The organism is Pseudoxanthomonas yeongjuensis, from assembly GCF_010093345.1.
Lineage (GTDB): Bacteria > Pseudomonadota > Gammaproteobacteria > Xanthomonadales > Xanthomonadaceae > Pseudoxanthomonas_A > Pseudoxanthomonas_A yeongjuensis.
On the sequence record NZ_PDWT01000012.1, the window covers coordinates 42,102 to 68,923 of the forward strand.

Here is a 26,822-nt window from a genome sequence, read left to right on the forward strand (position 1 = left end):
CCCGCATCTTTCCGACCCGTGTCTGTTTCTGGTAGCGTTGCCGCCCCCGCGCAAGCGTCGTCGGCAACCGCACCGGCTCTTGCAGTCCCAACGAGGTGATCCCCATGCAGTTCCGCAATTTCAAACATGCCTTGCTCTCCCTGACCATCATCGGCGTGTTGGGTGCCGCGGCGGCAAGTAGCGCGGTCGAGCGTCCTTCCGACCGCGCCGAGCGCAACCAGAAGAAAGGCTCGGAGAAGCAGGAGGTCCTGTATCCCGACGCCACCCGCGAAGAGCCCAAGACCAAGGGCGCGGCGAAGGTGCAAGCCAAGCTGCAGAAATTGGTGGGCGCTTACAACAAGGACGATTTCGCCGCGACCCGCACCCAGGCCGACGAACTGCTGGCCAATCCCGCGGCTAACGATTACGACAAGGCGGTGGCCGCGCAGCTGGCGTCGCAGGCCGCCTACAACCTCGACGATACCCCCGCCACGATCGCCTACCTGAAACAGGCGGTACAGCTGAATGCGCTGGACAACAACAACCACTACCAGCTGATGTACATGCTGGCGCAGGTGCAGCTGCAGGAAGACCAGTACACCGAAGGTCTGGCCACGCTCGATCGCTATCTCACCGAGACCAAGTCCAAGAAGCCGGAAGACCTGGCGCTGAAGGGTCAGGGCCTGTACCAGGCCGAACGCTATGCCGAGGCGATCCCGGCCCTCAAGCAGGCCATCGAGACCTCGCCCGAGCCCAAGGACAACTGGCAGCAATTGCTGATGGCCTCCTACGCGGAAACCGGGCAGTCCGGCGACGCCATCCAGATGGCGGAAAAGATCGCGGCCAAGGCCCCCACCGACAAGAAGGCGCAGATGAACCTGGCGACGGTCTACCTGCAGGCCGACAAGTTCGACCAGGCCGCCGCGGTCCTGGAAAAACTCCGCGCCGCTGGGCTGATGACCGACGAGAAAGACTATCGCCAGCTCTACACCACCTACGCCAACATGGACGGCAAGGAAAAGGAAGTCATCGCCGTGATCAACGACGGCATGCAGAAAGGCATCCTCAAGCCCGACCAGCAGACCTACCTGGCCCTGGCCCAGTCCTATTACTATTCGGACCAGATCCCGCCGGCGATCGAGGCATGGAACAAGGCCGCGCCCCTGTCCAAGGATGGCGAGACCTACCTCAACCTGGCCAAGGTGCTCTGGCAGGAAGACCGGATTCCCGAAGCCAAGCAGGCGGCGAAGTCCGCGCTTGAAAAAGGCATCAAAAAGCCGGAAGAGGCAAAGAAGATCATCGCCCTGCCTTGAGCGGGCAAGCGGGAATTAGAGTTTCCGCACGCCGAAAAGATGGTACTGGCGTGGGGGATTGGTATAAGCTGGCTCATCCGCTGACGTGAAAGTCAGCGGTCCCCAAATTCTACTGACGCCGACTCGTCGGCCCAAGAAATGTGAGTTCATTAGGCGCATGGCTGAACAACTGGTCATAAACAGATATCGGGAAGACGAGCCACAAACCGGGCTGAACTGGCCGCGCATCATCGGCATGGCTTTCGTCATCGCCCTGCATGCGGCCGCGTTCCTGCTGCTGCTGATCCCGGCGGTGGCTCCGCCGGCGGACAAGGATCAGGAAGTAAAGACGACCGTCACCATCGTCGACGCACCGCCGCCGCCGCCGCCGCCGCCGCCGCCGCCGCCGAAGACCGACACGCCGCCGCCGCCGGTGAAGAACCTGGCGCCGCCGAAGCAGACGCCGTTGCCGCCGCCGCCGGAAGCGCCGCCGATCGATGTCGCCGAACCGCGCCCGACCGACGTCTACACTCCGCCGTCGCCGCCCGCGCCGCCCGCGCCCACGCCGGACATCGGCGCCAGCGTCGACATCTCGTCCAAGAACATGAATCCGCCCAAGTATCCGCCGGCCGCCGCGCGCGCCGGTATCCAGGGCACGGTGATCCTGATCATCGACGTGGACGCCAACGGCAATGTCACCAATGTCTCGGTCGAGAAATCGAGCCGCAATCGCGACCTGGATCGTGCCGCGATGGATGCCGCGCGCAAGTGGCGCTTCAATCCCGGCCAGAGCAACGGCCAGAAGTCGGCGGGGCGCGTGCGTGTCCCGGTTGACTTCAAGATGTAAAACGCGGACAAGCTTAGGTCCGGAAACACAGCTTCAACCCAAACCGCCACACCCTCATCATCACAAATAAAAGGTAAGCGTCATGCTGCAGGAAACCACCGCCGCTGCTGGAGGCACCAACGCCGCCCAGGCCCTGAACAACATGGGCTTCGAGCATCTGATTCAGGAAATGACCTCCACCCCGGGCGGTTACGTTGTTTCCTGGGTCGTGCTGATCACCCTGGTCGTCATGTCCGCGCTGTCCTGGTACTGGACGGTGATCAACTTCATCAGGAACATGCGCCTGAAGAGCCATGCCGATCGCGTCACCGCGACGTTCTGGGACACGTCCAACGCGCAGGACGCGATCCGCCTGATGGAAGAACAGCCGCGCAACGAGCCGTTCTCCAAGATCGCGCTGGATGCCGCCCAGGCCGCCGCGCATCACCAGCGCAGCGAAGGCGCTTCGGGCCTGGCCGAATCGCTGAACCGTTCCGAGTTCGTCGATCGCGCGCTGCGCCAGGCGGTAACCCGTGAAAGCTCCAAGCTGCAGGCCGGCATGACCGTGCTGGCGACGGTCGGCGCGACTGCTCCGTTCGTGGGTCTGCTGGGTACGGTCTGGGGCATCTACGGCGCCCTGATCCGCATCGGCCAGTCCGGCGAAGCCTCGATCGGTGCCGTGGCCGGTCCGGTCGGCGAGGCGCTGATCATGACCGCGCTCGGCCTGTTCGTGGCCATCCCGGCGGTGCTGGCGTACAACTTCTTCAACCGCACCAACAGCGCCACCAACGCCAGGTTCGATACCTTCGCGCATGATCTGCACGACTTCTTCGCCACCGGCTCGCGCGTTCGCTGAGCCGGTACGTCCAAGCGCATACAGATCAATAACGGAGCCGAAGCATGGCCTTCAGTAGTGGTAACGACAGCGGCGGCCCGATGGCCGAAATCAACGTCACGCCCCTCGTGGACGTGATGTTGGTATTGCTCATCATCTTCATCATCACCGCGCCGCTGATGCAGCATAAAGTGAAGGTCGAGCTGCCCAAGGCCAACCTGGACCAGAAGGAAAATCCTTCCGGTCCGAAGACGCCGCCGATCACCTTGGCGGTCACCGAAGACGGATCGCTGTACTGGAACGACGAACCGGTGACCAAGGAAATCTTGGAATCGCGTCTTTCCAGCGCGGCGCAGCTGACCCCGCAGCCTTCGCTGAACCTGCGTGGCGACCGCACCACCAAGATGCGCACGATCAACGAGGTGACCAAGATCGCGCAGGACCAGGGCATGCTGGACATCGGCTTCGTCGCCACCAAAGACAGGGGTAACTGAGCCATGGCATTCGCAACCGGTTCCGGCAAGGGCAAGCCGATGGCCGATATCAACGTCACGCCCCTGGTGGACGTGATGCTGGTGCTGCTGATCATCTTCATCGTCACCGCGCCCATCGTGACCTATCCGATCGAAGTCGATCTGCCGCAACGCGTGATCAACCCGCCGCCGCAGTTGAGGGAGCCGCCGCCGCCGATCGATCTGCGCATCGACGCTTCCGGCCAGGTGAACTGGAACAACAGCCCGGTCGCGACCACGGAGCTGCAGGCGAAGATGGAAAACGAAGTGCAGCGGGATCCGACCAACCAGCCGGAGCTGCGCATCGACGCGAACCCGGACGCGCAGTACGACGTGATGGCCAAGGTGCTGGCCGCCGCCAAGAACGCGCGGATGCAGAAGATCGGATTCGTGCAGCAGCAATAAATCGTCGCCTGCGCGGGACCGCCGTTTCTCCACGCCACCTTCGGGTGGCGTGTTTGTTTGAAGAGCCGCCCGACAACCGCTGCCCCGCTTGCAGCAGGACGATGGCGGGCGTAGCGTGGGGCCACCACCGACGCCAGGAGTCCGCCATGGCTTTCTCCGCTTCCGCCCGTGATTCGATGGTCGCCGAAATGAACATCACCCCGCTGGTGGACGTGATGCTGGTGTTGTTGGTGATCTTCATGGTGTCCGCGCCGCTGGTTTCGCAGCCTATCCAGGCAAGCCTGCCGCAATCGACTCCTCCGATAGACACCACCAGGCCGCAAAACCTGCGGTTGACGGTCGGCGACGATGGCTCGTATCGACTGGACGACCGCATGTTGACGACCACGGAGTTGTGGCAGCGGCTTGACGATGCGGTGCTCTCCGATCCCCGGACCACGCTGCAGGTCAGCGCCACTTCCAATGCGGACTACCAGCGCGTGGTGACCGCGTTGGCTGAAGCGCGCCAGCGCGGGATCGCCGATATCGCCGTGCAACAACCCTAGAGAGGCCCACCACGGCGGAAAGTTGCTTCAACGCTGCCCGGAAAGGAGATCGAGGTAGCGGTGGATCGTGCGCTCCAGCCCGGCGTACAGGGCCTCGCTGATCAGGGCATGGCCGATGGATACTTCCAGCACGTCCGGGACGGCCTCGAGGAAATCCACCAGGTTGGCCTGGCTGAGGTCGTGGCCGGCATTGACGCCCAAGCCCAGCGTGTGGGCCTGGTGGGCGGTTGCCACGCAGGCATCCAATGCGTCCCGGGCATCGCCCGACGCCTGTGCTTCGGCGTAAGGACCGGTATAGATTTCGATCCGGTCGGCGCCGACTTCGCGGGCGCGGTCCAGACCGGCTCCTCCCGCATCGACGAACAGGCTGACCCGGCAACCGCAGGCCTTGAGCTCGGCGATCAATGGGCGCAGGCGTTCGGCATCCTGCTCGAAATCGAAGCCGTGATCGGAAGTGAGTTGCCCATCGTTGTCGGGCACGAGGGTGGCCTGGGCAGGCCGCACCTGTCGGCAGAGCGCCAGGAACCCGGGATAGCCCGCGCGGGCGGGCGCGAACGGATTGCCTTCCACGTTCAGCTCGACCCCGTGCTCCTGGGTCAGTCCGGCCAGTGCCAGCACATCGGCGTGACGGATGTGGCGCTGGTCCGGCCGCGGATGCACGGTGATGCCGTGGGCGCCGGCGTACAGGCAGGTGCGTGCGGCGCGGACCACGTCGGGTTCGCCGCCGCCGCGCGAATTGCGCAACACCGCGATCTTGTTGACGTTGACGCTGAGCGCGGTCATCGCATCGCAACCCTCGCTGGCAGCGCTGGTTTCACGAGCCGTGCGGAGGTTCGGCCGGCGACTGCAATCCGGCCTTGCGCGCCTCGGCTATCTCGCGCAGGCGGCGCAATTCCACCGGGTCGATCATCTGACTTTCGTCGCGGCTGCTGTCGCCGATGCGGGCGGCATACAGGCCCATCGCCCAAGCGACGAAAAGCACCAACGACACCAGCAGGCAAAGCACCATCAACCAGGTCGGGCCGGACACGAAGGCGCCGATCAACGCGCCGATAGCTATCAGCAGGAATAACCAGTGCATGTTCAATCCCCCTCCGATGGATGGCGGAAGTTTACTATTTTGATCCGGCCGAAACGCCAACCCTTTCACAACATTCACAGCAACGGCGACAGCAGGCGGGCCAGTGCTTCAGGCAGCCGGTTGCGCCAGAACGAGCGGCTGCGCAGGTCCTGGACCGGCTCCGACGCGGCCATTTCCTCCTCGCAAAGCCGGGCCAGATCCGCGGCGATCCCACGGTCGCGGAACAGCATGGAGATCTCGAAATTCAGGCGGAAGCTGCGGTTGTCGAAGTTGGCGCTGCCGATGATCGCCAGGCCGTCGTCGCAGAGCAGGGCCTTGGTGTGCAGCAGGCGCGGGCCGTACTCGTAGATCCTGATCCCGGCCGCCAGCAGTTCGTCGAAGTAGGACCGCGCGGCGTAGGTCACCAGCCGCGAATCGCTCAGCTTCGGCACCATCAGGCGCACGTCCAGCCCGCCGAGGGCGGCCGAGGTCAGGGCCATGCGCGCGGCCTCGCCGGGGACGAAGTAGGGGGTCACCAGCCAGACCCGCGTCCTGGCCTCGTGGATGGCGGCGACGTGCAGGCGATGGATCGCTTCCCACGAGGAATCCGGCCCGGAGATCAGCACCTGGGAAGAAATCGTGCCGCCACTCCCGGGCTCGGTCGCATTCCACAGCAAGGTACCCTCGAAATCTTTGCGCTGCTGCCCGGTGGCGTAAGCCCAGTCTTCCACGAACACCACCTGCATGCTGCGCACCACGTCGCCTTCCAGGCGCAGGTGCAGGTCGCGGTAGGCATCGGCGCGCAGTCTTTCGTTCTCCTCGTCGGTGATGTTGATGCCGCCGGTGAAGGCGATGCGGCCATCCACCACCATGATCTTGCGATGGGTGCGCAGGTTGAGCCAGGGGCGGGTGAACGGGCGGAACCTGGTGGGGTGGAACCAGGCGAATTCGCCCCCGGCATCGAGCAACGGCTGCAGGAAACGCCGACTGACTTTCGAAGAACCCACCGCATCCATCAGCAACCGCACCTTGACCCCGGCGCGCGCGCGTTCGACCAGCGCATCGCGCAGGCGCGTGCCAGTGCGGTCGGGCATGTAGATGTAGTACTCGAGGTGGATATGGTTGGTCGCCGCCGCCACCGCTTCGATCAGGGCATCGTAGGTCGCGGCGCCATCAACCAGCAGCCGTACCGAAGTGGCGGAGGAGGGCGGCAACCCGGTCGTCGCCTGGCCCAGCAAGGCCAGCTCCGAGCAGTTGCCATCGACCGGACAGATCGCATCATGCGAATCCAGTCCCTTGCGCGAGTGATGACGGCGCAGGCGCTGGCGGGTGATCTTCTGCGGGCCCAGCAGGAAATAGATCAGGTAGCCCAGGTACGGCAGCATGGCCAGCGACAGCACCCAGCTCAGCGTGGCCACCGGTTCGCGCTTCTGCAGCACGATCCAGCCGCACAGCAGCACGATGTAGAGCAGCCACGCCAGGGTCAGGTACAACTTCAGGTGCGGGATCGCCCACAAGGCGATCCACAGGTTCTGGAGGGTTTCGGACATGCGCCGATACTAGCCGGTGTCGCCGGGTTTGAGACGCGGCGGAGCTAGGCTTTTGCCATGGGCGAGTTGATCAAGGGCCGCGGTTCCACCGGTTACCTGCCGGGCCGCTTCGAAGTGACGGTCAGCGAAGCCGTCGACGACGGTTGGCATGGCGAAGGAGAGGCTGAATTCGCCCCGGTCCTGCCCCGGACCCAGGTCCGCGAGGAAATCGCGCGCAGCATCATCACCCGCAACCAGTCGCCGGATATTCCCTTCTCGCAATCGCTCAATCCGTACCGCGGTTGCGAACACGGTTGTTCGTATTGCTTCGCGCGCCCGTCGCACGCCTACCTCGGCCTCTCACCCGGGTTGGATTTCGAGACCAGAATATTCGCCAAGACCAATGCGCCGGAGCTGCTGCGCCGCGAGCTGGCCAAGCCCGGCTACCAGGTCAGTCCGATCGCGCTGGGTATCAACACCGACGCCTACCAGCCGATCGAACGCAAGCTGCAACTGACCCGGCGCATCATCGAAGTGCTGGCGGAAACCAGACATCCGTTTTCGCTGATCACCAAGAACGCACTGGTCACCCGCGACCTCGACCTGCTGCAGCCGCTGGCGCGCGAAAACCTCGTGCGTGTGCATTTCTCGGTGACTTCGCTGGACAACCGCCTGTCCGCGGTACTCGAGCCGCGCGCCTCGGCGCCGCATTCGCGCTTGCGGGCGATCCGCGCAATGCGCGAGGCCGGCGTCCCGGTCGGGGTGATGGTCGCGCCGGTCATTCCGTGGGTGAACGACCACGAACTCGAAGGCGTGCTGGAAGCGGTGCACGAAGCAGGTGCGGAATCGGCCGGCTATGTATTGCTGCGCCTGCCGCACGAAGTCGCGCCGTTGTTCCGCGACTGGCTGCAGACCCACGTGCCCGATCGCGCCGCGCACGTGATGAGCACCATCCAGCAACTGCGCGGCGGCAAGGATTACGACTCGACCTTCGGCAAGCGCATGCACGGGGAAGGCGTGTATGCCGATCTGCTGCAACGACGGTTCGCGCTGGCGATGAAGCGCATCGGCTTCAAAGCCAGGAATCCGCGCGGACTGGATTGCAGCCGCTTCATCGCCCCGCGCAAACCGTCGCCGCAGGGCGAGCTGTTCCGACCCCTCCGGGGATGAAAGAGACGTACATTGCTGGAAACGCCAAGCTCGGTGAAACCAATGCGCACGGAGCAGGGGAATGCGCGTGCAAGCGTAGGCTTCAGTGTCATTGGCTTGGGGAAGCAAGACAATCCAGCCGGGCCGATCACGGTTACGCGTGCCCGTCCGATTCATCCATGAAGGGGAAACGAATGAAACTCCGTTCCATTGCGGCTACGGCCGTTCTGTTCGCTACCGGTATCGCGGGTGGCTACGTCGCGCAGAAGGCAGTGCCCTCGCAGTACCGCGACAAGGACAAGCAGGAGGCGGCGCGCGCCTTGCTTGAAGTGGCCAGGATCCAGGCCGGCGACGGCAGCTGGGAGCGGATCGCGATCGGCCGTATCTATTTCCTGGGCGGTTCCAAGCCAGAGGGCCAGGCCATCTTCGACAGCGTGCTCAAGGATGATCCCGAAGCAAGCGATCTTTTCCGGATAGCGCGGGTGTACCGGGAGGCGGGAGATTGGGAACAGGCCAAGGCGCTGTTCGAACGTTCCCTGCGCGAGAACCTGAAGGACAGCAAGGGAATGGCAGAGGTCGGCGCTTACTATCTACTGGCCGGCGATCGCGCTTCCGCGGAAGCATGGTTCGACCGCTCGTTCAAACGCGACGACGAGCTATGGTCGACCGTGGCGGCGGCAGGCGCCTACCTTGGTGTGGCACCGCAGGAATAGGGCGATTTGGAAAGCGCGCACAGGCGCAGGCAGGAGCGCGCGCGGTTGAGTCCTGTAGAGCCGAGCTTGCTCGGCTGCTTTGCAGGCTCATGCGGACAAGCAGCCGAGCAAGCTCGGCTCTATGGGGCGTCAGCTTCCTGCGTAGAGCTTCTCCGCCGGCTGGAACAGGATCCAGCTGGTGGCGATGAACTTGTCGCCGCCCTGCGGACGGTTGCCGCGATGGGTGTGGGTGAACGCGGTCGGCGCGATCAGCAGGCTGCCGGTGCGCGGCTTGACGCGCCGGGCCTGGTAGAGGAATTCGGTTTCACCCTCGGCGAAATCGTCGTTGAGGTACAGCGTCCACAGCAGATGGCGGTGCAGCGTTTCCGCATTCGCCGCGCGCGGATAGAGTTCGCAATGCCAGTAAGGATAGCCGCCCTCATCCGCGCGATAGTGCTGCAGATTGATGCGGCCGGGCCTGAATACGCTGGACGCGATGCGCGACAGCTCGGCATCGTCCATCGTGGTCATGTGCCGCTGTTCAAGGCGCTCGAATGCGCCGTTGCCGGCATTCCGTTGCACCATCAGCGGAGCGATGAGGGCATGGTTGTAGCGGCGCAGATAATCCAGCAAGCGCAGGAACACCGCCTGGTTCAAGGTCTGTTCCACATCGCGCCAGTCCGGCCGTCCGCTGATGCAGATATCGCGGCTGTGCTTCAGTTCCGGGTAGCAACCTCCGCCCACCAGTCCGGGGCGCTCCTGGCCGCTGGCCTCGAAGCGCTGCAACAGCGAACGGCAGACCTGCTGGTCCAGCACGCCATCATAGATCTCGATGAAATCCCCGTTTACGCTCATCCAGCGACTCAACGCCACTAAGTTCCAGTGCGGTTGTCGTGGAAAATTTCAGCATAAAAAAACGGGTCTGGAGAGTAACCCCGAGTACAATCTTTTTCCGTGCCACGGACGCGATTCCACGCCATGGCAGCGCAAGGCGGGCAAGCCGATAACGAACGCCTCTGCCGACCCGGCTGCGTCCTCCGTCCGGCTTCAGCCGTAGAGCTTGTCCGCCGGCTGGAACAGGATCCAGCTGGTGGCGATGAACTTGTCGCCGCCCTGCGGACGGTTGCCGCGATGGGTGTGGGTGAACGCGGTCGGCGCGATCAGCAGGCTGCCGGCGCGCGGCTTGATCTTGCGCTGCTGGAACAGGAATTCGGTTTCGCCCTCGGCGAAATCCTCGTTGAGGTACAGCGTCCACAGCAGGTGCCGGTGCAACGTTTCGGCGCCCGGATCGCGCGGGTACAACTCGCAATGCCAATACGGATAACCGCCTTCGCCTGCGGAATACCATTGCAGGTTGATCGCGCCCGGACGCAGGCAGGTACGCGCGAGTTCGGCCAGGGAAGGGTCGTCCATCGTCGCGAAATCATCGGCCTGCAGTCTTCGCAATCCGCCGCCGGCATCGTGTCGTTGCAGCATCAACGGCGAGATCAACACCTGCGGATACTTGCGCAGGTAGCCGAGGACACCGACGAACACGGCTTCCTGCAGCCGCCGGTCCACGTCCGCCCAGCTCGCATCGCCGCTGATGCGCAGGTCACGGCTGCGCTTGAGCTCCGGATGGACACCGCCACCGACGCGACCGGGTTGCAGCGTGTCGCTGCCACGCAACCGGGTCACGATCGCGGCGCAGGTGTCGCGATCGATCGCGTCTTCGATGACCTCGATGAAATCGATCGCCGGCTCCATCAGGCCGAGGCGACCGCCGTCGCGTGATAGCGCTCGACCGCGGCGACTTCATTGCGCGAGCCCAGGAACACCGGCACCCGCTGGTGCAACTGGGTCGGGGCGATATCGAGGATGCGTCCGCGCCCGGTGCTGGCCGCGCCGCCGGCCTGTTCCACCAGCATGCCCATCGGGTTGGCCTCGTACATCAGGCGCAGCTTGCCGGGTTTGGACGGATCCTTCCTGTCCCACGGATAGATGAAGATTCCGCCGCGGGTGAGGATGCGGTGCACGTCGGCGACCATGCTGGCGATCCAGCGCATGTTGAAGTCCTTGCCGCGCGGTCCTTGCTTGCCGGCCAGCAGGTCTTCCACGTACTGCTGCATCGCCGGTTCCCAATGGCGCTGGTTGGAGACGTTGATGGCGAACTCCGCGGTCTCATCGGGAATACGCATGTCGCCCTGGGTCAGCACGAAAGCGCCCTGTTCGCGATCCAGGGTGAAGGCGTGGGTGCCGTGGCCGACGCTCAGCACCAGCATCGTGCTCGGCCCGTAGATGCAGTAGCCCGCCGCGACCTGCGCGGTGCCGGGCTGCAGGAAGTGTTCGTCGGTGGGCGTGGTCACGCCGTCCGGGCAACGCAGCACCGAGAAGATGGTGCCGACCGAGACGTTGACGTCGATGTTGGAGCTGCCGTCCAGCGGATCGAACAGCAACAGGAAGTTGCCGCGCGGGTAGGCGTCGGGAATCGGCTGGCAATGGTCCATTTCCTCCGACGCGCACGCGGCCAGGTGCCCGCCCCAGGCGTTGGCCTCCAGCAGGATGTCGTTGCTGAGCACGTCGAGCTTCTTCTGCGCCTCGCCCTGCACGTTGCCGGTGCCGGCATCGCCGAGCACGCCGCCCAGCGCGCCCTTGCTGACGGCGATGGAAATGCTGGTGCAGGCACGCGCCACCACGGCGATGAGCTGGCGCAATTCAGCATTGATGCGGCCGGCGCGTTGTTCCTCGATCAGGTAGCGGGTCAGGGAGATGGAAGCGGCAGGGTGGTTCGACATGGCGTCCGGGCTTGAAGAAGACGCGGGCATTGTCCGGTCTTGGGCGGGGGATGCAAGCGCGTGGCAGAATCCGGAAGATGCCAGCGGAGCTAAGCAGTGCCTGAAATCACCACGACCGTGTTGCTCGGGTTCTCCTCGGCGCTGGGCCTGGGCCTGCTGATCGGGCTGGTGCGCGAGCGCGGTCATAGCGTCAACGCGCACGCCATCGCCGGATTGCGCACGCATGCGCTGGCGGCGCTGGCGGCGGCGGTGTCGGCATGGCTCGGGCCGCCGGTGTTCCTGCTCGTGCTCGGCGTGGTCGGGCTGCTGGCGGCGCTGGCCTACCGGGCCACGCACGCGGACGATCCGGGCCTGACCAGCGAGATCGCGCTGGTGCTGACTTTCCTGCTCGGCGGGCTGGCGATGCGTTCGGCGGCATTGGCGACCGGCCTGGCGGTGCTGGTCGCGGTGCTGCTGTACGCGAAGGAGTCGCTGCATCGACTCAGTCGCGATCTCCTGAGCGAGCGCGAGGTGTCGGATGGCTTGATGCTGCTGGCGGCGGCGCTGGTGGTGTTGCCGGTCCTGCCGGACCGCAGCCTCGGCCCTTACGGCGCGATCAACCTGGCCACGTTGTGGAAGCTGGTGGTGCTGGTGATGGGGGTGAGCGCACTAGGCCACGTGGTGCTGCGTATTGTCGGCAACCGTTGGGGCTTGGCGGTGGCTGGCTTCTTCGCCGGTTATGTGTCGTCGACCGCCGCGGTGATCGGCTTCGGCCAGCGTGCGCGCGAAACCCCGGCCCTGCTGCGTTCGGCGGTGGCCGCGGCGCTGCTGGCCAACCTGGCTTCGCTGAGCCTGTGCGTGCCGATCCTGTGGGCGATGTCGCCGCCGCTGGTGATGCAGATGTTGCCGGAACTGCTGGCCACCGGCGCGGTGCTGCTCGCCGGCGGCTTGCTCGGGTTGCGCGCCGGCAGCGGCGAGCGGGTTCCGCCGCCCACCGCGCAGAGCCGGATGTTCCGCTTCGCCCACGCCCTGGGCTTCGCCGCATTGGTGGCGGCGCTGCTGCTGCTGTCGGCGACGCTGTCGGCGTGGATCGGGCCGCAGGGTGCGATGGCGGCGGCGATCCTGTCGGCGGCGGGCGAGCTGCATGCCGCCGTGGCCACTCTGGGCAACCTGTCGACGCAAGGCAGCGTGGACGCGGTGCAGGCGCGCTGGCTGATGCTGGGATTGCTGACCGCCAGCCTCGGCGCGAAATCGGTGATGGCCTGGGTCAGTGGTGGGCGCGCCTATGGGATACGGGTCGCTGCCGGCCTGCTGGCAGCGCTGGCAGCGGGTGCATTACTGGTGTGGTTGAGCTGAGATCCGCGTCCCGGCCCGGAGCGGATTTCCTCGCGGGAGCAACATCAGTCGCGACTGACGTCGCCCCCACAACGATGGCGTGAATCAGATGATGCGCAAGGTGATCGCTTTCAGCACCGCGCGGGTGCGATCGCGGGTGCCGAGCTTGTCGAGGATGGTGGACACGTAGTTCTTCACCGTGCCTTCGGCCAGGAACAGGCTGCGTGCGATCTCCTTGTTGGAATAACCGCCGGCCAGCAGGCGCAGGATCGCCACTTCGCGCGGGCTGAAAGTCTCCGTCGGCGTCGATTCGTCGCGGAAACGGAAGCGCGCGCGCACCGGATCGGTGCTGACCGGTTGCAGCAAGGTCTCGCCCGCGGCCACGCGCGCGATCGCCTCGCGCAGGTCTTCCGGCGCGGCGTCCTTCAACAGGAATCCCTGCGCGCCGGCATCGGTCGCGCGCAGCAGCAGGTCGCTGTCGTCGAAGGTGGTCAGCAGCAGTACCGGCGTGGCGTCGCCGCGTTCGCGCAGTTGCAGCAGGGCTTCGATGCCGTCGGTACCGGGCATGCGGATGTCGCTGAGGACCACGTCTACGGGATGCGCCTGCAACTTCTCCAGCAGATCGGCGCCGTCTTCCGCCTCCAGCGCGACCTCGATGCCCTGTTGTTGCAGCAGCGCCCGCAGTCCGGCGCGGACCAGGGCCTGGTCGTCGGCCAGGGCCACGCGGATCGCAGCCTGATTCATGCCGGCAGCCTCGCATCGATGCGCAGTCCGCCGCGCGGGGTGGTGCCCAGGTCGAGACGGCCGCGCAAGGCCGCGATCCGTTCGCGCATGCCGGCGATGCCGTTGCCTTCGCGGATCGCGCCCTTGATGCGGCCGTCGTCCTCCATGCGCAGGACCACCTCGGCGCCCTCGCGGCGCAGGTGTACCGAAAGCCGGTTGGCATCGGCGTGGCGCGCGGCGTTGGTCAGCGCCTCCTGGACCAGGCGCAGCAAGGTCTCAGCCGTGCCGGGGTCGGTCACGCGCACATCGTCATCGATGCGCAATGCAAGCTCCGGCCGCGGCAGCGGCGCGGCCAGCGCGCGCAGGGCGGTTTCCAGGTCCAGGCCGTGTTCGTTGCGCAATGCCTGGACCACGCCGCGTATGTCCGCCAGCAATTCGCCGGAGAGGCGTTCGGCGATGCGCACTTCTTCGCGTTGGCCGAAGGCCGGGTCGGCGGCCAGCGCGCGCAGGTTGAGGCGCATCGCGGTCAGCTTGTGCCCGGCCACGTCGTGCAGTTCCCGGGCCACGCGCAAGCGCTCTGCATCGCGCGCGCTGTCGGCGAGCAGGGCGCGCGTGGCCAGCAGGTCGGCGTTGACCAGGACCAGTTGGTCGCGCGACGACTCGGCGCTCACCGCGTAATGCACGCACAGCGCGGCCAGCGCCTGGAAGCCTACGTTGATCATGACCAGGGTCAACGGCGAGGAAAAGCCGGCCTCGCGGATCAGCAGATAGAAGATCGCGTCCACGATCAGCGCTGCGGCAATCGCCGTCCTCGGACGCCAGGTGGAAAACGCACAGGCGACCCAGATGACCAGCAGGACCTGTGCCGTACCGAGCTCCGGCGCAAGCCGGATCTGGACCAGGGCGGACGTCGCCATCAGGCACAGCAGCGCGCTGCGGATACGCTTGCGATGCTCGGCCATGACGACCATCGTGGTGAAGAAAGCGGTGAACGCCAGCAGGGTCGAGACGGCGAGCAAGGTCACTTCGCGTGGCGTGAAGCGCAGGGAAAGCGCTACCGCGGCGATGGTGAAGAAGCCGGCCAGGTTCAGGGGCTGCAGCAGGTTACGGAAGAATTCGCGCATGGCCACATGCTGGGCGCTGCCGGCATCGATGGCAATGCGCGCGCCGCAGAAAGTGACTTACGGCACTGCGGATCGATGACTGCCGGCATCTGACCGGCGCGCGGTCGCCGCCCACACTGGCCACGTCATCCGCCATCGCCCGAGGACCTCTTCATGAACCACATTCCCGCTGCACGCAGCACGTCGTTTTTCCTGGTCGCGGGGTTGCTCGCCGCGCTGGCCAATGCACCGGTTTCCGCCGCCGAGCTCACCGTTCATCTGCACGGGATCCGCGCGCAAACCGGATTGCTCAAGGTCGCCGTGGTCGATTCGCAGGATGCCTGGGACGGCAAGGCCGCGCCGGTGCACGGCGAAGGCGCACCCCCACAGGGCGAGGACGCCAGCTTCACCTTCAAGAATCTCAAGCCCGGCAGCTATGCGGTGATGATCACCCACGACGAAAACGGCAACGGCAAGCTCGACACCAATGTCGTGGGCATGCCGCTGGAGGGTTACGGCTTCAGCAACAACCCGCAGGTGATGCGCAAGCCGACCTGGGACGAGGCGCGTCTTGAAATCGGCAAGGCCGACGTCGCCATCGACGTCGTCCTGCACTGACCGTCGTTCGTCGGGGAGCATCGCCATGAGCATCACTGGTAACAGCCGTCGCCGTTTCCTGCGCAACCTCTTGTCCGGCGCCACCGCGCTGGCCCTCGCGCCTTCGTTGTTGCATGGCGAATCGGCGTTCGCCGGCGATCCGGCCGCGTTCGCGCGCGGATTGCGCGAGCATCCGTGGTTGGCCGGATGGAAGAGCGTGCAATCCGAATCGCTGGGTCCCAGCGCGATCGAGGTGGAGGGACGCTTGCCCGACGGTTTGGCCGGTACTTTGTACCGCAACGGACCGGCATGGACCGAACGCGCCGGCTTCCGTTACGAACACTGGTTCGATGGTGATGGCATGGTCCATGGATGGAAGCTCGGCGACGGCAAGCTGGTCCACCAGGCGCGCATGGTCGCCACTCCCAAGTTCAGCCGCGAACAGAAAGCCGGGCGCTTCCTGTATCCGGCCGCCGGCACCACCGTCCCCGACATCCAGCCGATCCGCAACAACGACGATGCCAACGCCGCCAACACGTCGGTGTTGACGATCGACGGACGCCTGTTCGCCCTGTGCGAAGCGGGCTCCGCGTTCGAGCTCGATCCCGACCAGCTGACCACGATCGGCCCGGTGACCTGGCGCCCCGACCTGGCCAGCGTGCCGTTCTCCGCGCACCCGCTGGTCGACCGCGATGGCTCGGTGTGGAATTTCGGTGCGATCAGCCTGATGGGCGGTTCCGGCCTGTTCGTCTGGCACGTGGGCGCCGACGGCAAGCTGATTTCAGGCGACGTGCTGGACACGCCGGTGCGCGGCTATCTGCACAGCTTCGCGCAGACCGACCACTATCTGCTGTTCGCGCTGATCCCGTTCGATTACCGGGAAGGACAGGGCGCGTTCTTCGAGCGCCTGCGCTTCCAGCCGGAACAGCCGCTGGGCGTGGCGGTGGTGCCGAAAAATGCACCGGCCACCGCGCGCTGGTTCGAGGCCGATTTCGCCGCGATCTATCATTTCGGCGACGCCTACGAGCGTAACGGCGAGATCGTCATGCGCGCCGTGCAGCACGAGGACATCGAGGAAGCGCGCTCGCCGATGCGACCGGCGATGAACGGTCTTGCGCAGGCGCATGGCGGTGAAGGGAAGTTGCGCGAACTGCATCTGGACCTGCGCAGCGGCAAGGCGGCTTGGCGGGACACCGGCATCGCCAGCATCGAATTCCCGTTGTTCGATCCGCGCAACCGCGGCGACCGCGCCGCCAGGATCTTCGCCCCGACCATCGAAGGCGCGCACTCGGCGCCGTACTTCAACGCGATCGCCGCATTCGATGTGGAACGCGGTCGCCGCCAGGTGCATCGCTACGGCGAAGCCATCCTGGCCGAAGAGCATGTGTTCGTGCCCAGGCCGGGAAGTTCGCGCGCCGATGAAGGCTGGCTGGTCGGCACCTTGCTCGACAGCGCGCGTGGACACAGCGGGATCGCGGTGCTGGATGCGCGACGCGTCGAGCAAGGGCCGCTGGCCCAGGCCTGGTTGCCGACCACCGTTCCGCTGGGATTCCACGGGCATTTCGTGGCGGCTTGACCCGCGAAGTCGGTGCCTATGTGTGTGGGAGCGGCGTAAGCCGCGAAAGGGCCACCGGTAAAGCATCGCGGCTTACGCCGCTCCCACCTCCCACTCCCATAGGGGTCGAGCTCTGCTGACAACAGGCTGTCAGCAGGGCCCACGCATGCTGTCGGAGTGCGATCGGCACGGTACCGGGAAGAAAGCGCATGCAGCATTCCGCGCAGCGAAGCGACGACGGCCGCCACGATTTCGATTTCTACCATGGCCGCTGGCGGGTGCGGAACGTGCGCTTGCGCGAGCGCCTGGCCGGCAGCGACGACTGGGAGACCTTCGACGCCACCCAGGAATGCCGACCGATCCTGGACGGCCTCGGCAACATCGACGATTTCGTCACCGACTGGGACGACGGCTTCCGCGGCATGACCTTGCGCCTGTTCGACCTGCAGGCGAAGCGATGGAGCCTGTACTGGGCCGGCAATCGCAGCGGCGTGCTGGAACCACCCGTGGTCGGCCGCTTCGAAAACGGCGTCGGCCTTTTCGAGGGCGACGATATCCACCGGGGCCGGCCGGTCCGGGTGCGTTTCACCTGGTCGGAGATCAGCGCGGACAGCGCGCACTGGCAGCAGGCGTTCTCGGCCGATGGCGGCCGCAGCTGGGAAACCAACTGGCACATGTACATGAGTCGTTGCGACGGCTGAATCCGTTTTTCATTGGCAACACAAGGAGTCCAGCCATGCACCGGACCGTGGAAATCCGCACCTACAACCTGAAGCCCGGATCGCGCGAACGCTTCGCCCGCATCGCCGGCGAGCAGGTGATGCCCATGCTCGCGCGCTGGGGCACCGACGTGGTCCGCCATGGGCCTTCCGCCCACGACCAGGACACCTATTTCCTGATCCGCGCCTACGCCAGCCTGGACGATCGCCAACAACGCCAGGATGCGTTCTACGGCAGCGCCGAATGGATCCAGGGTCCGCGCGCTTCGATCCTCGAACTGATCGAGGACTTCACCTCGCTGGTGCTGGAACTGGACGCCTCCACCCTCGCCGGCCTGCGCGACGCGAGGCGGCCGGCATGAACATGGGCCCCGACATCCCGGAAGACGTGATCGAGCTCCGCCAATACACGCTCAAGCCCGGGCGCCGCGACGAGTTGATCGACTTGTTCGAGCGCGAATTCATCGAAGGCCAGCAGGCCGCCGGCATGCGCATCATCGGCCAGTTCCACGATGCCGACGATGCCGATCGCTTCGTCTGGCTGCGGGGCTTCACCGGCATGGCCGCGCGCAGGCAGGCGCTGGCCGATTTCTACGGCGGGCCGGTGTGGCAGGCGCATCGCTCGGCAGCCAACGACACCATGCTCGATTCCGACGATGTGCTGCTGTTGCGGCCGGCGTATCCCGGTTCCAACTTCAATCCGTCCTCGACCCCGGAGGAGGGTACCGGCGGGTCGCTGTTCGCGACCCTGCAGCCTTTCGATGCGCCGGTCGGCGACGAGGCGCTGGCGTTCTTCGCCCAGGTGCTGGTGGCGGCGTGGGCGCGGATCGGCGCGCCGGTGCTGGCCAGCTTCAGCACCGAATACAGCGCCAACGATTTTCCGGCGCTGCCGGTGCGCGAGGGCGAGCACGTGCTGCTGTGGTTCTCGCGCCACGCCGATGCCGCGGCCTATCGGCGGCACCAGGCGCAGTTGGCGGAGTGGCCGCGGCTCTCGGCCGCGTGGGCGCGGCTGGCGCCGCGACCCGCGCAGGTCCTCGAGCTGCGGGCGACGCCGCGCTCGTGGTTGCGTGGCTGAAACCATGACCCCGCACCTTTGCATGATCCGACGCGCCCGCGCGATGATGCGCGCATGCGCCGCGCCGACCGTCTGTTCCTGATCATCCATGCCCTGCGCGGCCGCCGCTCCGCCCTGCCCGCCCGCAGTCTTGCCGGGACGCTGGGCGTGTCGCTGCGCACGGTCTACCGCGATGTCGTCGACCTGCAGACCTCCGGCGTCCCCATCGAAGGCGAGGCCGGGGTCGGCTACGTATTGCGCAAGGGCGCGGACATCCCGCCGCTGATGTTCAACGCCGAAGAACTCGAGGCACTGGTGGTCGGCACGCGCTTCGTGCGCGCGTTCGGCGGCAAGCGCCTGGGCCTGGGGGCCAGCGCGGCCCTGCTGAAGATCGAGGCGGTGCTGCCGCCGGAATTGCGCGAACGCTCGCGACGCACCCGCATCTTCGCCCCGGAGCTGGACAGCCGGATCGAGGCCAGCGGCATGATCGATCGCCTGCACGCGGCGATCGAGAACAACGAGGTCCTGCGGCTGGAATACAGCGACCAGTCCGGCGACGCCAGCCTGCGCGAAGTGGAGCCGCTGTGCCTGGCGTTCTGGGGCGGCAGCTGGACCATCGGCGGCTGGTGCCGGCTGCGCAACGACTTCCGCAATTTCCGCCCGGACCGGATCGTGGCCATGGCGGCCACCGGCGAGGTCTTCGCGGAAACGAAATCGCGCGGCCTGGAAGCCTACCTGCAGGCGGTGGGCATGCGCGGCGAAGCGAGGTAATCGGCCGTAGGAGCGACGCAAGTCGCGAAGTCCGCAGAATCAATCTCCTGGACTTCGCGACTTGCGTCGCTCCTGCAGTCGCTTTACGGAATCGTCAGCGCGTGCTGCGCCACTCGGCGCCGATCAGGAAACCGCGACCGGGTCCGGGTTCGTAGAAACGGCCGTTGCCTTCGTTGACGATCACCGAACCGATGTAGCCATGGTCCAGCGCGTTGTCGATACGGGCGAAGCCGCGCAGGCGGCCGTGGCCAAGGTTCCAGCTGCGCGCGGCTTCCAGGTTGAGCAGGAAGTAGCCGGGCGCGGACTGGCTGGCGATGTCGTTGACCGCCACGTCGCCGACGCCGTTGCCTTCGACCGCCGCAGACCACACCCGCCCCTGCCATTGCAGGCGCGCGAACAGCTGTTGTTCCGGCACGCCGGGAATGCGCGATCCCGCCGCCACCGGCGTATCGGGAATGGTGCAGCCGGCGCGGTTGCAGATCAGGAAGGCGTCGCGGAATTCCGCCTGCAGCCAGGTGTAGGAAAGCTGCAGGTCCCATTGCGCGGCGATCGGCATCCCGAATTCGCCTTCGACGCCCTGCCGGCGCGCGCGTCCGACGTTGCGGTAGGTACTGCGACCACCGACATTGCTGGCCACGGCCAGTTCGTCATCGGTATCGGCGCGGAACACGGCCACATTCAACGATGCGCCCTTTCCGTTGCGCCATTTGCCGCCCAGCTCGAGATTGCGGCTGACCGCTGGCGAAAGATCCAGCGCCAACCCGGCGCCGCCATCGGCGCGATAACCGAGCTCGTTGAAGGTGGGCGCCTCGAACCCGCGTCCCGCCGACAGATACACGCGCGCGTCATCGCCGGGGCTGAACACCAGTCCCGCGACCGGCGTGGTCCGCGAATAATCGACGCGGCCGCTATCGTCCGGATTGTCGGCGGAGACGTAATCGTCGTCGGAACGGAACCGCACTTCGCTGTGGCGCACGCCGGCCAGCAAGGCCCAGCGACCAGTGAATTTCCACCAGGCCTGGGCGAACTGGTCGAAGTTCCCGACCTGGTTGCGCTCGTCGCGGCGCTGCGCGCCTTTCATCCCCAGCGTGGCGCCGACGAAATTCTCGTAGCCCCGCCGGTGCTGGCGCTGCCGGTCCGCGTTGGCGCCGACGGTGACTTCGAACGGACGCGCGGCCACTGTGCCCTGCCAACTCCAGCGCGCGTCGAGGCCGCCGTAGTCGTTGTCCAGGTCGATCACACCGCCGGAGTTGAGCGGGTTGGTCTGGGCGACGGCCGGCAGCGACAGGAATTGCTCGACGCTGCGCCGTCCGCCGTAGCCCATCAACCGCAGGGTCTGCGCTTCGCCCAGCGGCTGTTCGTAGGTCGCGCCGGTCTGCGCCTGCCGCACCGACTTGCGCGTGTCGAACAGCAGCGCCACCGGCGAAGCCAGGCGCGGATTTTCGCGGACCTGGTCCGCGGTCAGCCCGAGCGGATCGTCGGCGTCGGGCAGGTCCAGGTAATTGAAGACGAAATCCAGCAGGCGTTCGTCGCCCAGGTCGAAGGTCAATTTCGCGTTGGCCGAATCGCGCCGCGCCGCGCTGTGCCCGCGGTAGCCTTCCGTTTCGAAAGTCGACGCGGCCAGGTTGTAGCCCAACGCGCCCTGCTTGCCGAGCAGGCGCGCCGACAGCGCATGGCTGGCGTTGCTACCGATCGAAGACGCCACGCGCCATTGATCCGGATCCTCGCCGTCCGCACTCCACAACTGCAGCACACCGCCGGAGGAGTTGCCGTATAACGCGGAGAACGGGCCGCGCATGACCTCGATGCGATCGCCGGCGGCGAGATTGAAATGCGACAGCTGGCCCTGCCCGTCCGGCATCGAAGCGGGAATGCCATCGGCGAACAGGCGCACGCCGCGCACGCCGAAGGTGGAGCGCGCGCCGAAGCCGCGGATCGACAGCTGCGTGTCCTGCGCATAGTTCTGCCGGTCGCGGGCCAACAGGCCGGGGATGCCGCCGAGTCGTTCGGACATGTTCACGCCCGCGCTGTTGCCGGCTTCGCGCAGGTCGATGCTGTCCAGCGAAGCGGGAGTGTCGAATGCCGGCACGCCCTGCAGGCGCGTGGCCTGTACCTGGACGCGATCCAGGGTGACGGGATCAGGGCTGGTCTGCGCGAGAGCTTCGGCACAAGCGAAAAACGACAGCAACAGCATCGGCGGGCGAGAGAAGATCATGCCGCCATGATCGCCGATCCTCATTACTTGTAGGAGCGGGCCTTGCCCGCGATGTTCTTGCGCAATCTGGCCGAAGAGCATCGCGGGCAAGGCCCGCTCCTACAAAAAGCCGGTTAAACGTCGGCGTCGGTGGCCCAGCCCTCGCCGGTACCGCGATTGAAAACGTGATCCGACTCCAGCACCTTGCCCGCAGGGAATGCCTCGCGCTGCGCGAGCTTGTCGTAGATCGGAGTGAAATCCGGTTCGGTCGCGGCGATCAGCTGCTCGAAGCTGTCGATGACGAAGTAGGTCTTCTGGAACGTGTCGATGCGGTAGCGCGTGCGCATCACCCGTTCCAGGTCGAAACCGATCCGGTTGGGCGCCTCCGATTCCAGCGAATACAGCGACTCGCCCTTCGACGAGACGATGCCGCTGCCGTAGATGCGCAAACCCTGCGGCGTGTCGATCAGGCCGAACTCCACCGTGTACCAGTACAGTCGGGTCAGGTTGACCAGCGCCTCCGGGCCGATCCCGTGCGCCTTGACCCCGCCGCGGCCGTAGGCCTGCATGTAATCGGCGAACAGCGGATTCATCAGCAGCGGCACGTGGCCGAACAGGTCGTGGAACAGGTCGGGCTCGGCGATGTAGTCGATCTGCTCGGGGCGGCGGATCCACCAGGTCACCGGGAAGCGGCGGTTGGCCAGGGGGTCGAAGAAAACCAGTTCCGGCAGCAGGCCTTCCACACCGACCAGGGTCCAGCCGGTGGCGGCGCCGAGTACTTCGTTCAACTGGTCGAAACGCGGGATCGCGTGCGGGGTCATGCCCATTTCATCCTGCGCCTGCAGGAATTCGTCGCTGGCCCTGCCGACCAGCAGTTCGCGCTGGCGCTGGTACAGGGCGCCCCAGGTGGCGTGGTCCTCGGCCTTGTAGTCCTCCCACGGCTGCTCGACCACGGCGGTCGTATAGACCGGGACGTAGCCCTTGTCGGTCTGCTGGCGCTCGACGCGGCGGGGCTCGTTCATGGGGTCTCCAAAGGGAATCAGGTGACCTTCGATGTTAGCGGCGGAGACGCGCAACAGGGTTGCGAAGTTGCGTGGAATCCGGCCATTAGAGCAATATAATTGCGTGTTTAATCAAAAACGAACATGAAATGGCCGAATCTCTCTCTCTCGACCGCATCGACCTGCGTCTGCTTTCGCTCCTGCAACAGGACGGACGCGCCACCAATGCCGATATCGCCATCCAGGTGAACCTGTCGCCGTCGGCCTGCCTGCGCCGGATCCAGCGGCTGGAATCCTCCGGCGTCATCCAGGGCTATGCGGCCCTGGTCGATCCCAAGCAGGTCGGCCTGGGGCTGCAGGCGTTCGTGCGCGTGCAGTTGGAAAAGCATGGCCAGTTCGGCCTCGATCGCTTCATTGAGGGCGTGAACAGCTGGGACGAAGTGGTGGCCTGCCATGCGCTCACCGGCGACATGGACTACCTGCTGCAGGTGGTGGTCCAGGACCTGGAGCACTTCTCCCGCTTCCTGCTGGACAAGCTGATCAACGCCACCGGCGTGGCCGACGTCAATTCCAGCTTCGTCCTGCGCACGGTCAAGCAGACCCGCGCCCTGCCGCTGGGACACCTGCCGTAGGAGCGCCCCTTGGGCGCGATGCTCTCGTCCCGTATCCACGGCCCCCATCGGAAGAGCATCGCGCCCAAGGGGCGCTCCTACGACAGGCCATTGCCCACGCGAGTGCTGTCCTGCAACATGCGCGTGCTAGGCGCTACGCGCCTTCTTCCTTCCACCACCCTCCGGAAGCCACCATGTCCCCGACCCGCTCCCCGTCCGTGCGCCCGCACCGACTCGCCCTTGCCATCGCCGCCCTGTTGCCGTTCGGCAGCGTTTTCGCCCAGGAGGCCACGCCGGCCGCCGCCGCGCCCGCGCCTGCGGAAAAGGCAGCCACCACCCTGGACGCCGTGCAGGTCACCGCCCAGCGCCGCGTGGAAAACATCCAGGACGTGCCGGTTTCGATCAGCACCATCAGCAGCGAGAAGCTCGACGTGCTCGCCTCCGGCGGCAACGACGTGCGCTTCCTGTCGGCGCGGGTGCCCAGCCTCAACATCGAATCCTCCTACGGCCGCGCGTTCCCGCGTTTCTACATCCGCGGCCTGGGCAACACCGACTTCGACCTCAACGCCTCGCAGCCGGTCTCGCTGATCTATGACGACGTGGTCCAGGAAAGCCCGCTGCTGAAGGGCTTCCCGGTGTTCGACCTGGAGCGCATCGAAGTGCTGCGCGGTCCGCAGGGCACGTTGTTCGGCCGCAACACGCCGGCCGGCGTGGTCAAGTTCGAATCGGCCAAGCCGACCCAGGAATTCGGCGGCTACGGCAGGGTTTCCTACGGCACCGACAACATGTGGAACGTGGAAGGCGCGGTCGGCGGCGGCCTCACCGACCGCTGGTCGGCGCGCGCCTCGGTGCTGTTCCAGCGCCGCGAGGATTCGGTGACCAACACTTACGAACCCGGCCCGGACCGCGGTGCCGAAGGCTACGACGAATCCGCCGCGCGCGTGCAGTTCCTGTACGAAGGCGATGCGTTCGAAGGCCTGTTCAACCTGCACAAGCGCCACCTCAACGGCACCGCGCGGCTGTTCCGCGCCAACATCATCGAGCCGGGCACCAACAACCTGGTCGACGGTTTCGATCGCGACGAAGTCTCCACCGACGGCGTGAACTTTTCCGAGCTCGACACCTGGGGCGGCAGCGCGCGCCTGCGCTGGGACCTCGGCAAGGTGACCCTGTACTCGATCACCGGCTACGAAACCGCCGAATCGCTCAACCGCGGCGACATCGACGGCGGCTACGGCGCGTTCTTCCTGCCGGATTCCGGTCCCGGCTTCATCCCGTTCGCTTCCGAATCGGCCGATGGCTTGCCCGACCATCGCCAGGTCACTCAGGAATTCCGCATCGAGTCCAATGAGTGGGGCCGCTTCGACTGGCAGGCCGGCCTGTTCTATTACGACGAAGACATCAGCATCGACAGCTTCAACTACGACTCGCTGACCCCCGGCAATCCACGTGCCGGCTACGCGATCCAGAAGCAGCGCAACAAGGCTTGGGCCGCGTTCGCCTCCGGCGACTTCGACGTGACCGACAAGTTCAAGCTGCGCGGCGGCCTGCGCTACACCCAGGACAAGAAGGATTTCAGCGCCAGCGTGCTGGAAGCCGCGCCGTTCTCGGCGGCTCCGGTGGGCGGCCCGTATGCGGTGCATACCGACGTCAACGACGTCAGCTGGGACCTGAGCGGCGTCTACGCGCTCAACGAAAACATCAACCTGTTCGCGCGCGTGGCCAAGGGTTTCCGCGCACCGTCGATCCAGGGCCGCCTGCTGTTCGCCAGCGCCGAGGCGGTGGCCAACAACGGCGGCGTCTCCACCGCCGATTCGGAGGAAGTGATTTCCTACGAGGCCGGGATCAAGGCCGACCTGTGGGACAAGCGCGCGCGCCTGGGTTTCAACGTGTTCCGCTACGGCGTGAACGACCAGCAGATCATCGCGGTCGGCGGCGGCGGCAATACCGCGACCCTGCTCAACGCCGACAAGACCATCGGCCAGGGCTTCGAACTGGACTTGGAGGCCTACCTGACCGACAACCTGCTGGTCACCCTGGGCAGCAGCTACAACGACACGGAGATCGACGACAAGAACCTTGTGGTTCCCGTCTGCGGAGCGACCAACTTCGCACCACCGATCTGCACGCCGACCGATCCGGTCACCGTCAATGCTGCAGGCACCACTGTCGCGCACATCGACGGCAATTCGTTGCCGCAGGCGCCCAAGTGGGTACACAACGTGACCGCACGCTGGAGCATGCCGGTCGGCGAGGGCGGCGAGCTGTACGTGTTCACCGACTGGGCGTACCGCAGCGAAGTGAATTTCTTCCTGTACGAATCGAAGGAATTCACCGGCAAGTCCTCGCTCGAAGGCGGCCTGCGCATCGGCTACAACTGGAACCAGGGCGACTACGGCGTGGCCGTGTTCGGTCGCAACATCACCGACCAGACCCGCATCGTCGGCGGCATCGACTTCAACAACCTCACCGGCTTCCTCAACGAGCCGCGCACGGTGGGCGTGGAGTTCAGCGCCCGCTTCTGAGTCGATTCAAGCGCCCTTCCCGCAAACGGGAAGGGCTCCCGTAGGAGCGGGCCTTGCCCGCGATGCTCTCCCTCACGCCGCGATAATCCCGACGAAGATCATTGCGCCCAACGAAGAGCATCGCGGGCAAGGCCCGCTCCTACGGGTGGGTGCGTCATTCGCGTGGCGGGAATTTCAGCACCACGCCGCGTTCTTCTTCCTGTTGCGCGCGCTGCCACAGCACCGGCACCTCGCGTGGCGCCGGCGGCTCCAGCTCGTCGTCCATCGCGGCGAGGGTTTCTTCCTCGTCCTCCCAGCTGTAGCGCTTGCGCGGCAGGGCGGGGTCGAGCCTGCGGAACAGCAACGCGGCGATCACGCCGCCCAGGGCGCCGCCCAGGTGCGATTGCCAGGAAATGCCGGCTTCGTGCGGCAACACGGTCAGCAGCATGCCGCCATAGAAGAAGAACGCGATCATCCCGGCGGCGATGGCCGCGCGGTCGCGACGCAGCAGGCCCAGGACGAAGAGCAGGAACATCAGGCCGTGGGTCACGCCGCTGGCGCCCAGGTGATGGCTGCCCGCATCGCCCAGCAGCCACGCGCCCAGTCCGGAGCCGATCCACAGGAACGGCAACGACCAGGCGGTGGCGCGCGGATACACGCTGCCGGCCAGGGTGCCGAGGATCAGCAGCGAGCTCGCGTTGGCGACGATGTGCTCGACCGAGCCATGCAGCAGCGGCGCGGTCAGGACGCCCAGCAATCCGCGCATGTCGTGCGGCGCGACCGCGAACGGCGACCAGTCGAAACTGGCCTGCGCGGAATAGGCCAGGATCAGGGCCAGCACGAATCCCAGACTGATGTTGAGCGCCCGCAACAGGCGCCGGCGATCGGCCTTGCGCTGCGCCTCGTGATCGTGGCGCGGATCGTCGGGGTGGTAAACTGCCTCTTATAGACATCTGACGCGGCCGACGAAGAGGATAGGGAGGGGTGGTTGTCGGGTGCCACTGTTGACAATTATAAGGGTCTGGCGTCGGCTGGCCGAAGCATACCGTATGGTATGCGTGAACTCGTCATCATGTGT

General features: G+C 65.9%; 28 protein-coding genes. 17 read left to right on the forward strand and 11 right to left on the reverse strand.

Annotated features, from left to right (window positions below; translation table 11 throughout):
- The first annotated feature begins 104 nt into the window (after window positions 1-104).
- From CSC74_RS17155 to CSC74_RS17180, 6 genes are all read left to right on the forward strand, one after another.
- Window positions 105-1,292, forward strand: a complete 1,188-nt coding sequence (locus tag CSC74_RS17155) for a heme biosynthesis protein HemY (protein WP_162315723.1) — start codon at window positions 105-107, stop codon at window positions 1,290-1,292.
- Between the two features lie 157 nt (window positions 1,293-1,449).
- Window positions 1,450-2,118, forward strand: a complete 669-nt coding sequence (locus CSC74_RS17160) for an energy transducer TonB (RefSeq protein WP_162315724.1) — start codon at window positions 1,450-1,452, stop codon at window positions 2,116-2,118.
- An 82-nt stretch (window positions 2,119-2,200) separates the two neighbouring features.
- On the forward strand, window positions 2,201-2,953 hold the full coding sequence (locus CSC74_RS17165) for a MotA/TolQ/ExbB proton channel family protein (RefSeq protein WP_162315725.1): 753 nt from the start codon (window positions 2,201-2,203) through the stop codon (window positions 2,951-2,953).
- A 44-nt stretch (window positions 2,954-2,997) separates the two neighbouring features.
- On the forward strand, window positions 2,998-3,426 hold the full coding sequence (locus CSC74_RS17170; protein WP_162315726.1) for an ExbD/TolR family protein: 429 nt from the start codon (window positions 2,998-3,000) through the stop codon (window positions 3,424-3,426).
- A gap of 3 nt (window positions 3,427-3,429) precedes the next feature.
- Window positions 3,430-3,849, forward strand: coding sequence for an ExbD/TolR family protein (locus CSC74_RS17175; protein WP_162315727.1), 420 nt, complete (start codon window positions 3,430-3,432; stop codon window positions 3,847-3,849).
- 146 nt (window positions 3,850-3,995) lie between these two features.
- Window positions 3,996-4,394 carry an ExbD/TolR family protein gene (locus CSC74_RS17180; RefSeq protein WP_162315728.1) on the forward strand — a complete coding sequence of 133 codons (399 nt, stop codon included), beginning with the start codon at window positions 3,996-3,998 and terminating at the stop codon, window positions 4,392-4,394.
- A gap of 27 nt (window positions 4,395-4,421) precedes the next feature.
- Here the strand turns inward: CSC74_RS17180 and CSC74_RS17185 are convergent, their stop codons facing one another.
- From CSC74_RS17185 to cls, 3 genes are all read right to left on the reverse strand, one after another.
- The gene (locus tag CSC74_RS17185; protein ID WP_162315729.1) at window positions 4,422-5,177 is read right to left on the reverse strand and encodes a pyridoxine 5'-phosphate synthase; all 756 of its coding nucleotides are present in this window, start codon (window positions 5,175-5,177) and stop codon (window positions 4,422-4,424) included.
- A 31-nt stretch (window positions 5,178-5,208) separates the two neighbouring features.
- The gene (locus CSC74_RS17190; RefSeq protein ID WP_162315730.1) at window positions 5,209-5,475 is read right to left on the reverse strand and encodes a hypothetical protein; all 267 of its coding nucleotides are present in this window, start codon (window positions 5,473-5,475) and stop codon (window positions 5,209-5,211) included.
- A 74-nt stretch (window positions 5,476-5,549) separates the two neighbouring features.
- Window positions 5,550-7,004 (reverse strand): cardiolipin synthase, encoded by a 1,455-nt coding sequence (gene cls / locus CSC74_RS17195; RefSeq protein WP_162315731.1) that lies wholly within the window; start codon window positions 7,002-7,004, stop codon window positions 5,550-5,552.
- 57 nt (window positions 7,005-7,061) lie between these two features.
- Between cls and CSC74_RS17200 the strand changes: the two genes are divergently transcribed.
- Together CSC74_RS17200 and CSC74_RS17205 are read left to right on the forward strand one after the other, a co-directional pair.
- The gene (locus tag CSC74_RS17200) at window positions 7,062-8,153 is read left to right on the forward strand and encodes a PA0069 family radical SAM protein (protein ID WP_162315732.1); all 1,092 of its coding nucleotides are present in this window, start codon (window positions 7,062-7,064) and stop codon (window positions 8,151-8,153) included.
- 173 nt (window positions 8,154-8,326) lie between these two features.
- Window positions 8,327-8,845 (forward strand): tetratricopeptide repeat protein, encoded by a 519-nt coding sequence (locus CSC74_RS17205; RefSeq protein WP_162315733.1) that lies wholly within the window; start codon window positions 8,327-8,329, stop codon window positions 8,843-8,845.
- A 129-nt stretch (window positions 8,846-8,974) separates the two neighbouring features.
- Here CSC74_RS17205 and CSC74_RS17210 read toward each other — a convergent pair whose 3' ends face one another.
- The 3 genes from CSC74_RS17210 to CSC74_RS17220 form a co-directional block, all read right to left on the reverse strand.
- Window positions 8,975-9,679, reverse strand: a complete 705-nt coding sequence (locus CSC74_RS17210; protein ID WP_162315734.1) for a 2OG-Fe(II) oxygenase — start codon at window positions 9,677-9,679, stop codon at window positions 8,975-8,977.
- 192 nt (window positions 9,680-9,871) lie between these two features.
- Window positions 9,872-10,570 (reverse strand): 2OG-Fe(II) oxygenase, encoded by a 699-nt coding sequence (locus CSC74_RS17215; protein WP_162315735.1) that lies wholly within the window; start codon window positions 10,568-10,570, stop codon window positions 9,872-9,874.
- Window positions 10,570-11,598, reverse strand: a complete 1,029-nt coding sequence (locus tag CSC74_RS17220) for a class 1 fructose-bisphosphatase (protein ID WP_162315736.1) — start codon at window positions 11,596-11,598, stop codon at window positions 10,570-10,572. The genes CSC74_RS17215 and CSC74_RS17220 overlap by 1 nt, the downstream gene beginning before the upstream one ends.
- Window positions 11,599-11,694: 96 nt before the next feature.
- Between CSC74_RS17220 and CSC74_RS17225 the strand changes: the two genes are divergently transcribed.
- Window positions 11,695-12,933 carry an MgtC/SapB family protein gene (locus tag CSC74_RS17225; protein ID WP_162315737.1) on the forward strand — a complete coding sequence of 413 codons (1,239 nt, stop codon included), beginning with the start codon at window positions 11,695-11,697 and terminating at the stop codon, window positions 12,931-12,933.
- Window positions 12,934-13,017: 84 nt separating this feature from the next.
- On the opposite strand, the gene CSC74_RS17230 is transcribed toward CSC74_RS17225, so the two are convergent.
- Together CSC74_RS17230 and CSC74_RS17235 are read right to left on the reverse strand one after the other, a co-directional pair.
- Window positions 13,018-13,656 carry a response regulator transcription factor gene (locus CSC74_RS17230; protein WP_162315738.1) on the reverse strand — a complete coding sequence of 213 codons (639 nt, stop codon included), beginning with the start codon at window positions 13,654-13,656 and terminating at the stop codon, window positions 13,018-13,020.
- Window positions 13,653-14,795 (reverse strand): sensor histidine kinase, encoded by a 1,143-nt coding sequence (locus tag CSC74_RS17235; RefSeq protein WP_425501480.1) that lies wholly within the window; start codon window positions 14,793-14,795, stop codon window positions 13,653-13,655. Before CSC74_RS17235 ends, CSC74_RS17230 begins: the two co-directional genes overlap by 4 nt.
- Before the next feature lie 117 nt (window positions 14,796-14,912).
- On the opposite strand from CSC74_RS17235, the gene CSC74_RS17240 reads away from it, so the two are divergent.
- The 6 genes from CSC74_RS17240 (at window position 14,913) to CSC74_RS17265 (ending at window position 19,434) form a co-directional block, all read left to right on the forward strand.
- Entirely contained in the window at window positions 14,913-15,356 is a 444-nt protein-coding gene (locus tag CSC74_RS17240) for a DUF2141 domain-containing protein (protein WP_162315740.1), read from the forward strand.
- A 25-nt stretch (window positions 15,357-15,381) separates the two neighbouring features.
- Window positions 15,382-16,911 (forward strand): carotenoid oxygenase family protein, encoded by a 1,530-nt coding sequence (locus CSC74_RS17245; protein WP_162315741.1) that lies wholly within the window; start codon window positions 15,382-15,384, stop codon window positions 16,909-16,911.
- A gap of 188 nt (window positions 16,912-17,099) precedes the next feature.
- A complete protein-coding gene (locus CSC74_RS17250; protein WP_162315742.1) occupies window positions 17,100-17,591 on the forward strand; it encodes a hypothetical protein in 492 nt (163 codons plus the stop codon).
- A gap of 35 nt (window positions 17,592-17,626) precedes the next feature.
- Complete coding sequence (locus CSC74_RS17255) at window positions 17,627-17,971, forward strand: NIPSNAP family protein (RefSeq protein WP_162315743.1); 345 nt, start codon at window positions 17,627-17,629, stop codon at window positions 17,969-17,971.
- The gene (locus CSC74_RS17260) at window positions 17,968-18,684 is read left to right on the forward strand and encodes an NIPSNAP family protein (protein WP_162315744.1); all 717 of its coding nucleotides are present in this window, start codon (window positions 17,968-17,970) and stop codon (window positions 18,682-18,684) included. The genes CSC74_RS17255 and CSC74_RS17260 overlap by 4 nt, the downstream gene beginning before the upstream one ends.
- Window positions 18,685-18,738: 54 nt before the next feature.
- Entirely contained in the window at window positions 18,739-19,434 is a 696-nt protein-coding gene (locus tag CSC74_RS17265; RefSeq protein WP_162315745.1) for a helix-turn-helix transcriptional regulator, read from the forward strand.
- Window positions 19,435-19,528: 94 nt separating this feature from the next.
- On the opposite strand, the gene CSC74_RS17270 is transcribed toward CSC74_RS17265, so the two are convergent.
- The gene (locus CSC74_RS17270) at window positions 19,529-21,649 is read right to left on the reverse strand and encodes a TonB-dependent receptor family protein (RefSeq protein ID WP_162315746.1); all 2,121 of its coding nucleotides are present in this window, start codon (window positions 21,647-21,649) and stop codon (window positions 19,529-19,531) included.
- 113 nt (window positions 21,650-21,762) lie between these two features.
- Window positions 21,763-22,650 carry a phenylalanine 4-monooxygenase gene (phhA, locus tag CSC74_RS17275; protein WP_162315747.1) on the reverse strand — a complete coding sequence of 296 codons (888 nt, stop codon included), beginning with the start codon at window positions 22,648-22,650 and terminating at the stop codon, window positions 21,763-21,765.
- 128 nt (window positions 22,651-22,778) lie between these two features.
- On the opposite strand from phhA, the gene CSC74_RS17280 reads away from it, so the two are divergent.
- A complete protein-coding gene (locus tag CSC74_RS17280) occupies window positions 22,779-23,261 on the forward strand; it encodes an Lrp/AsnC family transcriptional regulator (protein ID WP_162315748.1) in 483 nt (160 codons plus the stop codon).
- Between the two features lie 173 nt (window positions 23,262-23,434).
- A complete protein-coding gene (locus CSC74_RS17285) occupies window positions 23,435-25,765 on the forward strand; it encodes a TonB-dependent receptor (RefSeq protein WP_162315749.1) in 2,331 nt (776 codons plus the stop codon).
- Between the two features lie 154 nt (window positions 25,766-25,919).
- Here CSC74_RS17285 and CSC74_RS17290 read toward each other — a convergent pair whose 3' ends face one another.
- Window positions 25,920-26,618 carry a rhomboid family intramembrane serine protease gene (locus CSC74_RS17290; RefSeq protein ID WP_162315754.1) on the reverse strand — a complete coding sequence of 233 codons (699 nt, stop codon included), beginning with the start codon at window positions 26,616-26,618 and terminating at the stop codon, window positions 25,920-25,922.
- Window positions 26,619-26,822 lie beyond the last annotated feature (204 nt).